The organism is Pseudomonas sp. CP4, from assembly GCF_047758505.1.
In the GTDB taxonomy this organism is placed as follows: Bacteria; Pseudomonadota; Gammaproteobacteria; order Pseudomonadales; family Pseudomonadaceae; genus Aquipseudomonas; species Aquipseudomonas fluorescens_AO.
Window position 1 is genome coordinate 4788901 of the sequence record NZ_CP180489.1, and the last position, 13618, is coordinate 4802518.

The following is a 13618-nucleotide window of genomic DNA, read 5'->3' on the forward strand; positions in this document are numbered from 1 at the left end:
CAGCCGACAGAGATCAGTTGAACTCATCCCCAACCGGATACCGGCTGGCATTCAGGCTCTCTTTGATCTTGCGCAGATGCGGCTGGAAGTCCACGCCACGGCGCAGGGTCATTCCCGTTGCCAGCACATCCAGCACCGTCAACTGAATGATCCGCGAGGTCATCGGCATATAAATGTCGGTGTCTTCTGGCAACGGAATATTCAGGCTCAAGGTACTCGCCTTGGCCAGCGGCGAATTCTCCGCCGTCAGGCCCAGCACTGAAGCACCGTTCTCCCGAGCGATCCGTGCCACTTCCACCAGCTCGCGGGTGCGGCCGGTGTAGGAAATGATCACGAACAGCTCACCGGTGTGCGCCACCGAAGCAATCATCCGCTGCATCAGCACATCGGCATGCGCGGTGACCGCAAGGTTGAAGCGGAAGAACTTGTGCTGCGCATCGAGCGCCACCGGGGCTGAAGCGCCGAGGCCGAAGAAATGGATCTGCCGGGCCTGGATCAGCAGGTCGACGGCGCGGCTGATCAGGTTCGGGTCGAGTGCCTGACACGCGCTGTCCAGCGAGGCGATGGCGCTGCCGAAAATCTTCTGCGTGTAGGCCTCGGGATTGTCATCGGCTTCAACCGCACGGCTGACATACGCCGCGCCACTGGCCAGGCTCTGCGCCAATTGCAGCTTGAGCTCGGGGTAACCGCTGACACCGAACGAACGGCAGAAACGGTTGACCGTCGGCTCGCTCACCGAAGCGGCCTGGGCGAGGGCGGCGATGCTGAAGCGGGTGGCCTGCTGCGGGTTGAGCAGGATCACCTCGGCGACCTTACGTTCGGCCTTGTTCAGCTCTTCAAGGCGACTCTGGATCTGTTCCAGTAAATTTCGCACGCGGTCCATATGGAATTCCTGATTCACCGACGCAGAGTTGCGTCGGGCTATGCAAATTGGGCCTTTGATATGGCCCGTGACGGTGGCCTATCCTACTGATGCGTCCGGGCGACCACCACTCGGATTGAGTATTCTGCGAAAATGTTGTGGTTATTACTACATTTTCCCTTGAGTGATGCCTTGAAAAAAGGTATTTGTAGCTTAACTTGATAAAAGAACAAACATCATGCCTTCCATTACGGTTGAACCGTGCACCTTTGCCTTGTTCGGCGCGCTTGGCGATCTGGCCCTGCGCAAGCTGTTTCCTGCCCTGTATCACCTTGACGGTGCCGATCTGCTGCATGAGGACACGCGCATCATCGCGCTGGCCCGTGAGCCCGGCAGCGAGCAGCAGCACATGGCGTTCATCGCCGCCGAATTGCGCCGTTACGTCGGCAAAGAGCTGAACGAAACCGTGGCTGAGCGCTTTCTCGCGCGCCTGACCTATCTGCATGTCGATTTCCTCAAGGCTGAAGATTACGTGGCGCTGGCGGAACTGGCCGGCAGCAGTCAGCGCATGATCGCGTACTTCGCCACCCCGGCAGCGGTGTACGGCGCAATCTGCGAGAACCTGGAGAAAGTCGGTCTGGCCGAAAATACTCGAGTGGTGCTGGAAAAGCCGATCGGCTCTGACCTGGAGTCGTCGCGCAAGGTCAACGACGCCGTCGCGCAGTTTTTCCCGGAAGACCGCACCTACCGCATCGACCACTATCTGGGCAAAGAGACCGTTCAGAACCTGATCGCCCTGCGTTTCGCCAACAGCCTGTTCGAAACCCAGTGGAACCAGAACTACATTTCCCACGTGGAAATCACCGTCGCCGAGAAGGTCGGCATCGAAGGCCGTTGGGGCTATTTCGACAAGGCCGGCCAACTGCGCGACATGATCCAGAATCACCTGTTGCAGCTGCTCTGCCTGATTGCCATGGACCCGCCGGCCGACCTGTCCGCCGACAGCATCCGTGACGAAAAGGTAAAAGTGCTCAAGGCGCTGGCGCCGATCAGCCCGGAAGGCCTGACCACGCAAGTGGTGCGCGGCCAGTACATCGCCGGCCACAGCGAAGGCAAATCCGTTCCGGGTTACCTCGAAGAACCGAATTCCAACACCCAGAGCGACACCGAAACCTTCGTCGCCCTGCGTGCCGACATCCGCAACTGGCGCTGGGCCGGTGTGCCGTTCTACCTGCGTACCGGCAAGCGTATGCCGCAGAAGCTGTCGCAGATCGTCATCCACTTCAAGGAACCGTCGCACTACATCTTCGCCCCGGAGCAGCGCCTGCAGATCAGCAACAAACTGATCATCCGCCTGCAACCGGACGAAGGCATTTCCTTGCGCGTGATGACCAAGGAACAGGGCCTGGACAAGGGCATGCAACTGCGCAGCGGGCCGCTGCAACTGAATTTCTCCGACACCTGGCGTAGCGCGCGGATCCCCGATGCCTACGAGCGGTTGTTGCTGGAAGTGATGAACGGCAATCAGAACCTGTTTGTCCGTAAAGATGAAATCGAAGCCGCGTGGAAGTGGTGTGACCAGCTGATCGCCGGGTGGAAGAAATCCGGTGACGCGCCCAAGCCGTATGCGGCCGGGTCGTGGGGGCCGATGAGCTCCATTGCTTTGATCACGCGGGACGGGAGGTCGTGGTATGGCGATATCTGATGTGCAACTGCCGGCGGGCGTGACTGCCCGCGAATTCAACAGCCCGGTGCTGCTCGCCGAAGGCCTGGCGCTGAACGTTGCCAAGCAACTGAGCGACGCCATTGCGGCGCGCGGCAACGCGGTACTGGTGGTGTCCGGCGGGCGCAGCCCGGTAGCGTTTTTCCAGCACCTGGCCAAGCAGGAGCTGGACTGGTCGAAAGTCGTCGTGACCCTTGCCGACGAGCGCTGGGTGCCGGTCGAGCACGCCGACAGCAATGCCGGCCTGCTCAAGCAATACCTGCTTAAGGGCCCGGCAGCCAAGGCGCAATTTCTCAGTCTCTACAGCGCGGCAGCCAACGTTGAGCAGGCCGCCGAGCAGGCTGACCGTTTGCTCGCCGAGTTGCCGCCGATCGACGTACTGGTGCTGGGCATGGGCGATGACGGCCACACCGCGTCGCTGTTCCCCGACAGCCCGAACCTGACTGAGGCGTTGCAGGCCGACGGCACGCGCCGTTGCTGGCCGATGCTGGCGCCCAGCGTGCCGCGGCAGCGCCTGACCATGAGCCGCGCGCTGCTGGCCTCGGCTAAGCACAAGATCCTGTCGATTTCCGGTCAGTCGAAACTGACCACCCTGAATGCCGCGCTGGCATCCGACGACGTCGCGGCCATGCCGGTGCGCGCGTTTCTGCAACCTACGTTAGAGATTTACTGGTGCCCATGAGCCAAGGAACAGCCGCTATGACAACCCCATCCCCGACCGTTTCCATGGCGGACAAAGTTGCCCTGATCGACAGTCTCTGCGCCAAGGCGCGGATCCTGCCAGTGATCACCATCGCCCGTGAACAGGATGTGCTGCCGCTGGCCGACGCGCTCGCCGCCGGTGGCCTGACCGCGCTGGAAGTGACCCTGCGTTCGCAGTTCGGCCTCAAGGCGATTCAGATCCTGCGTGAACAGCGTCCGGAATTGATGACCGGTGCCGGCACCGTGCTCGATCGCAACATGCTCGCAGCGGCGGAAGCGGCAGGCTCGCAATTCATCGTCACCCCGGGCATCACCCGCGACCTGCTCGAAGCCAGCGTCGACAGCCCGATTCCGCTGTTGCCAGGCATCAGCAACGCCTCGGGGATCATGGAAGGCTATGGTCTGGGCTATCGCCGCTTCAAGCTGTTCCCGGCGGAAGTCAGCGGTGGCGTGGCGGCAATCAAGGCCCTTGGCGGCCCGTTCGGCGAAGTGAAATTCTGCCCGACTGGTGGCGTCGGCCCGGCCAATATCAAGAGCTACATGGCGCTGAAAAACGTCATGTGCGTGGGCGGTAGCTGGATGCTTGATCCGGAGTGGATCAAGAACGGCGACTGGGCCCGCATTCAGGAATGCACCGCCGAGGCCCTGGCGCTGCTGGACTGATTGTTACCTGACACTTCGTTGTGTGCTTTACGGCTTTATGGTGCGCTTGGTCGGCGCACCTTTTTTTTGCGCTGAAAAAAGTGCCTGTACACGCCGCGATACATAGTTACCGCACGCTGGCTTTATCACGGGGTTAACCTGCGTTCATCTTATGGAAGAGAGAACGCTTCATGGACGACCTTCAGTCTCTGACCCCTACGCCACAATTTCCTTATCAACCGAAGCCGCCATTCCCTGGTCGCGCCGATCGGCCTGCAGCCCAGCCCGAGGTGCGCAATATCAGTCAGGGTGTCGAAGGTCTGCCGCTGATCCTGCGTCTGTTGCTGGTCGATGCGATGACCAGCGAGCCGGTCATCGGCGCGCTGGTGCGCATCCAACAGCGTGTCGATGGCGACATCAGCCTGGGCGGCAGTCAATCGACCGACAGCCACGGCATCGTCCGTTTCACCAGTGTCTATCCGGATCAACCGGCGCCCGGCAGTTCTTGCCTGAACCTGAACGTATTCATTCCCGGCGACGAAGCAGGTGCGCAGTCTCACCATGAGGCCTGGGCCGGTACTTTGCACTTGCCCGGCCGCTGCGGCTGTGTAGCTCCCGCCAAAGACGCTTTGCGACTGATGTTGCAGCCAATTGCCGGCGGAGAACTCGAAGACGGTGCCTTCGCCTGCCAGACCCTCGGCATCGATACCTTCGCCGTGTCGTCGCAGCTGGGTCTTGAAGGCTACGAAAAAAACTCCGGTGTGCCGTTCTAGCGCAGCTGGTTCAATGCGTGGACCAACTGCTCCATCTCGCCCGCTGTGGTGGTCAGCCCCGGGGTGATGCGGATACAAGGCCCGCACGCGGCGCCGGTGCGCACCACGGTGAACAGGTTGAATTCGCTGAGCAAGCGTTCGGCCATGACTTGTTGATCGGCATGCCGGGTGAAACGCAGCGCGGTGATCGCGCAATACAGTTGCGGGTCCTCAGGCGTCAGCACCTCGATGCCCGGCAGGTGCCGCACGGCGCTGACCCACAGGTTGCGCAGGTAATTCAGGCGTGCGCTTTTGGCGGCCGCACCGCCGAGGGCGTCGTGTTCTTCGAACACCAGCGGCAAGGTCATCAGCGCCGGGATGTTCGGCGTGCTGTACGAGGTGCGCGCGCGAATGTCGGTGGCCGGATAATGCATCTCGCCCATGTCCGGATCGATGTCGGCCAGGCGCTGCGGGGCGATGTAAATGAAGCCAAGCGTCAGAGGCGCGCCGATCCACTTGTGCAGGTTGTAACCGGCGAACGCGATGCCCAAGGCTTGCAGATCGAATTCGATCTGGCCGAGGGCGTGGGCACCGTCGAGGATGATGTCGACGCCATGCTCTTTGGCCAATGCGGCGATGGCCTGCACCGGCATGACCAGACCGGTGCGATGGGTGACATGGGTCAGCGCCATCAGTTTGAGCTTCGGGTGGCGGGTGAAAGCTTCGCGGTAGCTTTCCAGCAGGCTGTCGAAACTGGCGGGATGGTGGTGGGTAATCTCGATGACCTCAACGCCACGGTGTTTCGCCAGCCAGCGCATGGCGCCTTTGACCGTGTCGTACTCGAGGTCGCAGATCAGCACCTGATCGCCCGGTTGCAGGCGATTGTAATTGCGGATCAGCGATTGCAGGCCGTCGGTGGCGTTGCGCGTCAGGGCTACGCTTTGCGCGCGCACTCCAATCAGCTCGGCCAGTTGCGCGCGGATCTCAAGGTTGTCGTGCTGTTCGAAGCGCTGGCGCGCATAAACCGAGTTGCTGGTATTGATCAGCTCAATGTTGCGCTGGTACTCCTCGATCACCGTGCGCGACATGCGTCCGAAGTAACCGTTCTCCAGATTGACCGGGCCGGGCTGAACATCGTATCGGTCGGCGAATGTCTGCCAGAAGGCTTCGTCACGGGCGCGGCGGGTGTTGTCAGGCATGGTCGGCAAGGCTCAAGAAAGGAGGGCGCGTCAGTGGCGCGGGGCGGGTTTGCCGTGTTTGGCGCGTAACGGCTCGAGCAGGTCGGACAGGCCGTTGTGGTCGATCTCCTGCATCAGCGCCAGCAGGCCACCGAGTTCGCCGTGGGGAAAGCCTTCACGGGCGAACCAGTTCAGATAGGGGCCAGGCAGGTCGGCAATGATCCGCCCTTTGTACTTGCCGAAAGGCATCTCGCGGGTGATCAGCAGTTCGAGTTTTTCCGGATTCATCAGCACGCTTCATTCATTCACATAACAGCCTGGAAAATACAGGCATTCTGCATGCAGGCCAAATGACAGATCATGCAAAAAACCAGCATACAGATGGTTCAATCTTTTATAACTTATTGAAATTAAAGGACTTATTGCTTGAAGCGAAGCTGGCACGCACGCTGCAATATTCCTTGCATCTTCAACCCATCGCAAGGAATTGAAAAATGACCGACATGAATAAAGAAGCCATCTCTGTACTCAACGACCTGATTGAAACCTGCAAGGACGGTCAGGAAGGGTTCAAGACTTGCGCCGAAGACATCAAGCACCCGGAACTGAAAACCTTGTTCGTACAGCGTTCCGCCGATTGCGCTACCGCAGCAGCCGAGCTGCAGGCCCAAGTGCGTTCGCTGGGCGGTGATCCGGAAACTTCGACCAGCGTTGCCGGTGATCTGCACCGTCGTTGGGTAGACGTGAAATCCATGTTCACCGGTAAAGACGAAGAGGCTGTGCTGAACGAAGCCGAGCGCGGTGAAGACCATGCGCTGAAGGCTTATCGTGAAGCGATCGAGAAGATCAACAAGCACAATCTGGTGGGCATCAAGGATCTGGTTGAGCGTCAGTACCACGGCGTACAACGCAACCACGACCAGGTGAAAGCCCTGCGTAACCAGGCTCGTGCGAACTCGTAAGAGTTAGCCGGCTGAAAAAAAAACGCCAGCATGTCTGGCGTTTTTTTATGCTCGTCTGGAAAGCAAAAGATCGCAGCCTGCGGCAGCTCCTTGTATCTCGACTAACGCTCCGTCAGGAGCGATAGTTCTCGACTGATCATCGAGGGAGGGACTTGGAAGCCGCGCAGCTCCTTAGGCTTTTTGCCTGTGACGTAGATCGTGCTCCAGCCCTCCACACTCACTCGTACAGTTCGCACGGTATCTTGGGCCCGCCTGCGGCGAGAGCCCGCATTCGCAAGGTTGGACAGAGTGACGTGATGATCGCAACAGGGAACAAGTGGAGAAACGATCATGTCCGGTTTCGTTGGCGTCGACATCGCAAAGAACACCTTTGATATCGCTACACACCAGCCCAACGGCAAGCACAAAACCAAGGCCAAGCTGGCCAACGATCCAAAGGGCTTTAAAGAGTTTGAGGCGTGGCTAGAAAAAAACGCCGAGCGTTCGGCCCTGATCGTGATGGAAGCCACGAGCGTTTACCACTTGGAACTCGCGGAGTTCGTTTACAACAAAGGCTTCCGGGTCTGCGTCGTGAACCCGGCTACGACCAAAGCGTACGCTGACAGCGAACTGCGCCGCATCAAGACTGATAAAAGTGATGCCAAACTGATCGCCGACTTTGCCCGGGAAAAAGATCAAAAACTTCACCCATGGGCGCCTGAGCCGCTGAAATACCGCCAGTTGAAAGCAATGGTGCGCCGCTTGGATGACCTTCAGGAAATGGAACAAATGGAGCTTAATCGTCTGGACGTTTCCGACGAAAAGGTCAAAGACTCGATCAACTCCGTTCTGCGCCATATTGAAAAAGAGATCGTAGAAACGCACAAGGCGATCAAAAAACACATCGATGACGACCCGGATATGCGTCAGATGCGGGATCTCATCGTCACCATCGACGGCATCGGACAAAAAACGCTTGAACGATTGCTGGCCGAACTGGGTGACTTGCGCAAATACAGTGATCCTCGCCAACTGGTCGCTGCTGCAGGGCTCAATCCAAAGCTGCAGGAATCAGGAAAGCTCAAAGGTCATACCCTGATCTCAAGAGTAGGGTCGGCACGGCTGCGTGCAGGCCTCTACATGCCTGGCATGGTGGCGCTGAAACACAATAAGGCGATCAAGGCGATGAAAGAACGCCTGGAGGCCAACGGCAAGGCCCCCAAGCAGATCATCTGCGCAGCAATGCGCAAGCTGCTGCACTTCGTTTACGGAGTGCTCAAGTCTGGACTGCCATATGACCCGAAACTTGCGCTTGCCCGGTGAGGCTCAAGACGGTATCTACAGGGATGCATTGCAAAGTAGGAGCTGCCGAAGGCTGCGATCTTTTCGATCAACCGATACTGATCGCCGGCAATGTCGGCAACGTCACCGTCTGCTGTTTGCGCGGCGCGAGAATTTCCGCCTCGCCATCCACTACCAACTCATCACGCTGATTGAATACGCGCGTGGCAATGCGCACGCGGAATTTCGGCAGTTTCTCCAGAATCTCCAGGCGCACGGTCAGCGTGTCGCCGATCTTCACTGGCTTCTGAAAGCTCATCTGCTGACCGATATAAATGGTGCCCGGCCCAGGCAGCTCGCAGGCAACGGCGGCGCTGATCAGCGCACCGCTGAACATACCGTGAGCAATGCGCTCCTTGAACATGCTGGCGGCGGCGAATTCGGCGTCCAGGTGCACCGGGTTGTGGTCGCCCGACATCGCAGCAAACAGCTGAATGTCGCGCTCTTCGACAGTCTTGCTGTAGCTGGCGGTCTGGCCGACTTCAAGGGCTTCGTAAGGGATGTTGGTAACCTGGGTCATCGGTTTCGTTTCCTGTGACGGATTTCAGTGAATCCACAAAAAATTATTCGCTGCGCTGTGGGCGCCGGCGGCTCAGGGCCTGGTCGATCCAGGCGAGCACATCGGCGGTCACTTCGTCGCGATTGCTTTCATTGAACAGTTCGTGCCGGGCCTGTGGGTAGATCGTCAGTTGAAGGTACTGGCTGCCGGCCCTGCGCAAGGCATTGGCCAGATCAGTCAGACGCTTGCCCTCGCTCACCGGATCACATTCGCCGCCGATTACCAGCAGCGGCAGGCCTGGATCGATCTGCGCGAGATTGGACGCTTTGCTGATTTGCTGCAAGCCGCCGAGCAGATCGATCCACAGCTGATTGGTGCAGCGAAAGCCGCACAACGGGTCGGCGGTGTACTTGTCGACCTCGACCGGATCGCGGCTCAGCCAGTCAAAACGGGTGCGCACCGGTTTCAATTTATTGTTGAACGAGCCGAACGACAGCCATTCGATCAATGCACTGCGGCCCTTGCCGCCCTGCCGCAGTTTTTCCAGCCGGGCAATTTGCCGGGCGGCGCGATACAGCGCAACTGGCTGGAAATTCGAACCGCTGAGAATCGCCCCGTGCAGACTGGCGCTGTGGTGCAGCAGATAGGCCTGGGCGATGTAGCTGCCCATGCTGTGGCCGAGCAGGATGATCGGCACGCCGGGATGTTGCTGGCCGATGTGCTGATTGAGGCTGGCCAGATCGCCAACCACCTTGCACCAGCCATCGTCATCGGCGAAATGGCCAAGGGTGCCGTTGTCGGCGGTGCGACCATGGCCGCGCAGATCCGGGGCGTAGACGCCATAGTCTTTGTCGCAAAACGTGTCGGCGAGGCGGGCGTATCGAGCGCTGTGTTCGGCCATGCCATGGGCGACGAGAATCACCGCTTTCAAAGGCGTGGCCGGCAGCCAGCGGTTGACGTACAGGCGGCTGCGGTCACTCGCGTCCAGCCAGAAGGTGTCGTGGGTCATGGCGATTCCTTTGCTCAGCATCGCCACAGTGTATAGCGCGTCTGATCAGCTCACGCCACGGCAGGAAGATTCACGGGATCAATGAGGGCTTGCCTCATATTTGCCTCAATGGCCATAGCTGCTAGTGTCCGTGAAGCTCCGCTTTGTGCTTTTCACCTTCCATGGACGAAGCAGAAACGACAGAAAGCGGCTCCCGGATCGGCTCAGGTAAAGAGGACAAGAACAATGCAACCTGATTTCTGGAATGACAAACGCCCGGCCGGCGTACCGCTGGACATCGACATGGGCGAGTTCAAGTCGGTCATTGAAGTGTTTGAGCGTTCCTGCAAGAAATTCGCTGACCGCCCGGCGTTCAGCAGCATGGGCATCACCCTGACCTACGCCGAACTCGAGCGCCAGAGCGCGGCGTTCGCCGGTTACCTGCAGGCCCATACCGATCTGGTGCCGGGGGATCGCATTGCGGTGCAGATGCCCAACGTTCTGCATTATCCGATTGCCGTGTTCGGCGCCCTGCGCGCCGGGCTGATCGTGGTCAACACCAACCCGCTGTACACGCCGCGGGAGATGCGCCACCAGTTCAAGGATTCCGGCGCGCGTGCGCTGGTCTACCTGAACCTGTTCGGGCAGAAAGTCCAGGAAGTGCTGCCCGACACCGACATTCAATACCTGATCGAAGCGAAGATGGGCGACCTGATGCCCACCGCCAAAGGCTGGCTGGTCAACACCGTGGTCAGCAAAGTGAAGAAACTGGTCCCCGAGTATTCGTTGCCTCAAGCGACCTCGTTCAAAAGCGCGCTGCGCATGGGCCGCGGCCTGGGTATCAAACCGCTGAACGTCGGCCTCGATGACATCGCCGTGCTGCAATACACCGGCGGCACCACTGGCCTGGCGAAGGGCGCGATGCTCACCCACGGCAATCTTGTCGCGAACATGCAGCAGGTGCGCGCCTGCCTGGCTCAACTCGGCCCGGACGGTCAGCCGCTGTTGCGCGAAGGCCAGGAGGTGATGATCGCGCCGCTGCCGCTGTACCACATCTATGCCTTCACCGCGAATTGCATGTGCATGATGGTCTCGGGCAACCACAACGTGTTGATCTCCAATCCGCGTGACATCGCCGGCTTCATCAAGGAACTGAAAAACTGGCGCTTCTCGGCACTGCTGGGTTTGAACACTTTGTTCGTCGCGTTGATGGACCATCCCGATTTCAAGACTCTGGACTTCTCCAGTCTGAAGCTGACCAACTCCGGCGGCACTGCGCTGGTCAAGGCCACCGCCGAGCGCTGGGAACAGATGACCGGTTGCCGCATCACCGAAGGCTACGGCCTGACCGAAACCTCGCCAGTGGCGTGCACCAATCCTTACGGCGACCAGTCGCGCCTGGGCACCGTCGGCCTGCCGGTACCAGGCACGCTGGTGAAAATCATCAACGATGACGGCGTCGAGCAGCCGCTGGGCGAGCGCGGCGAGCTGTGCATCAAAGGTCCGCAGATCATGAAGGGCTACTGGAACAAGCCCGAAGCCACCGCCGAAGTGCTGGATGCCGAGGGCTGGTTCAAGTCCGGCGATATCGCCGTGATCGACCCGGACGGTTTCGTGCGCATCGTCGATCGCAAGAAGGACATGATCATCGTCTCTGGCTTCAACGTGTACCCCAACGAAATCGAAGACGTGGTCATGGCCCACCCGAACGTCGCCAACTGCGCGGTGATCGGTGTGCCGGACGAGCGTTCGGGGGAGGCGGTGAAGCTGTTTGTCGTGGCGCGGGAAACCGGCGTCAGCCTGGAAGAGCTGAAGGCGTACTGCAAAGAGAATTTCACCGCCTACAAGGTGCCGAAGCACATCGTGTTGCGTGAGTCGTTGCCAATGACGCCGGTAGGGAAAATTCTGCGGCGCGAATTGCGGGATATCGCCTAGGCCTGAACCGCTGCGCTTGTGACATTCGCGAGCAGGCTCGCTCCCACAGGTATCGATGCTTTCTGTTGGGGGCGAGCCTGCTCGCGAATCTTTTGTGCCCGCTGAATTCGGGGGTTTTGGGGGGTTATAGGATTTTTGCTCTAAAATGACCGCTGGCAAGTCTTAAGTCATCAATATGACTGTAGGGCCCACGTTTGGCTCTGGTCGACCCTTGGCAAAGCTGCTACTCTCGGCGCGCTTTGTGACTTCTCGGCCTGTAAAACGCCGGATTCACCAATACAAAACACACACCAATAATAATCGCATCAAATGCGGTGAAGAATTCGCGTTGCTGAGGAGTGGGCTTCCATGATCGAAGACTTTTGGAAGGATAAGTACCCGGCTGGAATCGCAGCCGAGATCAATCCAGACGAGTATCCGAACATTCAGGCAGTGTTGAAGCAATCCTGCCAACGCTTCGCCAACAAACCGGCTTTCAGCAACCTGGGCAAGACAATCACCTACGGTGAGCTGTACGAGCTGTCCGGGGCCTTTGCCGCGTATTTGCAACAGCATACCGACTTGCAGCCCGGTGATCGAATCGCCGTGCAACTGCCTAACGTCCTGCAGTATCCGGTCGCGGTCTTCGGTGCCATTCGCGCCGGGCTGATTGTGGTCAACACCAACCCGCTGTACACCGCGCGGGAAATGGAACACCAATTCAACGACTCCGGCGCCAAAGCCCTGGTGTGCCTGGCGAACATGGCGCACCTGGCCGAAGCCGTGGTGCCGAAGACCGGGGTCAAGCACATCATCGTCACCGAAGTCGCCGACCTGCTGCCGCCGATCAAGCGCCTGCTGATCAACAGCGTCATCAAGTACGTGAAGAAAATGGTTCCGGCCTATCACTTGCCCAAGGCCATCAAGTTCAACGACGTCCTGAGCAAGGGCCACGGCCAGCCAGTGGCCGAAGCCAACCCGGACAGCGGCGATGTCGCCGTGCTGCAATACACCGGCGGCACCACCGGCGTGGCCAAGGGCGCGATGCTTACCCACCGCAACCTGGTCGCCAACATGCTGCAATGCAAGGCGCTGATGGGCTCCAACCTCAACGAAGGCTGCGAGATCCTGATCACGCCGCTGCCGCTGTATCACATCTATGCGTTCACCTTTCACTGCATGGCGATGATGCTGATCGGCAACCACAACATCCTGATCAGCAACCCGCGCGACCTGCCGGCGATGGTCAAGGAACTGTCGAAGTGGAAGTTCAGCGGTTTCGTCGGCCTGAACACGCTGTTCGTGGCGCTGTGCAATAACGAAGGTTTCCGCAAGCTGGATTTCTCCGCGCTGAAAGTCACCCTGTCCGGTGGCATGGCCCTGCAACTGGCAGCGGCGGAGCGCTGGAAAGCCGTGACCGGTTGCGCCATCTGCGAAGGTTACGGCATGACCGAAACCAGCCCGGTGGCGACGGTCAACCCGATCCAGCACATCCAGATCGGCACCATCGGCATTCCGGTGCCATCGACCCTGTGCAAAGTCATCGACGATGCCGGTGTCGAGCAGCCGCTGGGCGAAATCGGCGAGCTCTGCGTCAAGGGCCCGCAAGTGATGAAGGGCTACTGGCAGCGTCAGGAAGCCACCGATGAAATGCTCGACAGCGACGGCTGGCTGAAAACCGGTGACATCGCGCTGATCCAGCCGGACGGCTACATGCGCATCGTTGATCGCAAGAAAGACATGATTCTGGTGTCTGGCTTCAACGTTTATCCGAACGAGCTGGAAGACGTGCTGGCGACTTTGCCGGGCGTGTTGCAGTGCGCGGCGATTGGCGTGCCGGACGAGAAGTCGGGTGAGGCGATCAAGATTTTCATCGTTGCCAAACCGGGCGTGACCCTGACCAAAGAGCAGGTCATGGACCACATGCGCGCCAACGTCACCGGCTACAAAGTGCCGCGTTCGGTGGAGTTCCGCGATGCGCTGCCGACCACCAACGTCGGCAAGATCCTGCGCCGCGAATTGCGGGATGAAGAGCTGAAGAAGATCAAGGCCAAGAGCGCCGCTTAAACAAAAAGC

Annotated in this window: 13 protein-coding genes; 8 read left to right on the forward strand and 5 right to left on the reverse strand. The window is 59.4% G+C overall.

Annotated features, from left to right (window positions below; genetic code table 11):
* Positions 1-13: 13 nt before the first annotated feature.
* Positions 14-874: a MurR/RpiR family transcriptional regulator gene (locus ACMYUN_RS21510; RefSeq protein WP_169842436.1), complete on the reverse strand. Its 861-nt coding sequence runs from the start codon at positions 872-874 to the stop codon at positions 14-16.
* A gap of 226 nt (positions 875-1100) precedes the next feature.
* Here ACMYUN_RS21510 and zwf point away from each other — a divergent pair, with 226 nt between their 5' ends.
* The 4 genes from zwf (at position 1101) to ACMYUN_RS21530 (ending at position 4702) form a co-directional block, all read left to right on the forward strand.
* Complete coding sequence (gene zwf, locus ACMYUN_RS21515; RefSeq protein ID WP_016773537.1) at positions 1101-2567, forward strand: glucose-6-phosphate dehydrogenase; 1467 nt, start codon at positions 1101-1103, stop codon at positions 2565-2567.
* Positions 2554-3267 (forward strand): 6-phosphogluconolactonase, encoded by a 714-nt coding sequence (gene pgl, locus ACMYUN_RS21520; RefSeq protein ID WP_310405281.1) that lies wholly within the window; start codon positions 2554-2556, stop codon positions 3265-3267. Before zwf ends, pgl begins: the two co-directional genes overlap by 14 nt.
* Positions 3268-3284: 17 nt before the next feature.
* Positions 3285-3950: a bifunctional 4-hydroxy-2-oxoglutarate aldolase/2-dehydro-3-deoxy-phosphogluconate aldolase gene (locus tag ACMYUN_RS21525; protein WP_016773539.1), complete on the forward strand. Its 666-nt coding sequence runs from the start codon at positions 3285-3287 to the stop codon at positions 3948-3950.
* A 170-nt stretch (positions 3951-4120) separates the two neighbouring features.
* A complete protein-coding gene (locus ACMYUN_RS21530) occupies positions 4121-4702 on the forward strand; it encodes a hypothetical protein (RefSeq protein ID WP_415761714.1) in 582 nt (193 codons plus the stop codon).
* Here the strand turns inward: ACMYUN_RS21530 and ACMYUN_RS21535 are convergent.
* Both ACMYUN_RS21535 and ACMYUN_RS21540 read right to left on the reverse strand, forming a co-directional pair.
* The gene (locus ACMYUN_RS21535) at positions 4699-5880 is read right to left on the reverse strand and encodes an aminotransferase class V-fold PLP-dependent enzyme (protein ID WP_415761715.1); all 1182 of its coding nucleotides are present in this window, start codon (positions 5878-5880) and stop codon (positions 4699-4701) included. The genes ACMYUN_RS21530 and ACMYUN_RS21535 overlap by 4 nt on opposite strands.
* Positions 5881-5910: 30 nt before the next feature.
* Positions 5911-6147: a DUF3820 family protein gene (locus ACMYUN_RS21540; protein ID WP_003227425.1), complete on the reverse strand. Its 237-nt coding sequence runs from the start codon at positions 6145-6147 to the stop codon at positions 5911-5913.
* A gap of 206 nt (positions 6148-6353) precedes the next feature.
* On the opposite strand from ACMYUN_RS21540, the gene ACMYUN_RS21545 reads away from it, so the two are divergent.
* Both ACMYUN_RS21545 and ACMYUN_RS21550 read left to right on the forward strand, forming a co-directional pair.
* On the forward strand, positions 6354-6821 hold the full coding sequence (locus ACMYUN_RS21545) for a ferritin-like domain-containing protein (RefSeq protein WP_016773542.1): 468 nt from the start codon (positions 6354-6356) through the stop codon (positions 6819-6821).
* Between the two features lie 330 nt (positions 6822-7151).
* Positions 7152-8123, forward strand: coding sequence for an IS110 family transposase (locus tag ACMYUN_RS21550; protein ID WP_056786210.1), 972 nt, complete (start codon positions 7152-7154; stop codon positions 8121-8123).
* 67 nt (positions 8124-8190) lie between these two features.
* On the opposite strand, the gene ACMYUN_RS21555 is transcribed toward ACMYUN_RS21550, so the two are convergent.
* Both ACMYUN_RS21555 and ACMYUN_RS21560 read right to left on the reverse strand, forming a co-directional pair.
* The gene (locus ACMYUN_RS21555) at positions 8191-8661 is read right to left on the reverse strand and encodes a MaoC family dehydratase (RefSeq protein WP_003227420.1); all 471 of its coding nucleotides are present in this window, start codon (positions 8659-8661) and stop codon (positions 8191-8193) included.
* 43 nt (positions 8662-8704) lie between these two features.
* Positions 8705-9649, reverse strand: a complete 945-nt coding sequence (locus tag ACMYUN_RS21560) for a lysophospholipase (protein WP_415761716.1) — start codon at positions 9647-9649, stop codon at positions 8705-8707.
* Positions 9650-9874: 225 nt separating this feature from the next.
* Here ACMYUN_RS21560 and fadD2 point away from each other — a divergent pair, with 225 nt between their 5' ends.
* Complete coding sequence (gene fadD2 / locus ACMYUN_RS21565; protein ID WP_415761717.1) at positions 9875-11563, forward strand: long-chain-fatty-acid--CoA ligase FadD2; 1689 nt, start codon at positions 9875-9877, stop codon at positions 11561-11563.
* Positions 11564-11911: 348 nt separating this feature from the next.
* Positions 11912-13609 carry a long-chain-fatty-acid--CoA ligase FadD1 gene (fadD1, locus tag ACMYUN_RS21570; protein WP_415761718.1) on the forward strand — a complete coding sequence of 566 codons (1698 nt, stop codon included), beginning with the start codon at positions 11912-11914 and terminating at the stop codon, positions 13607-13609.
* The last annotated feature ends 9 nt before the right edge of the window (positions 13610-13618 follow it).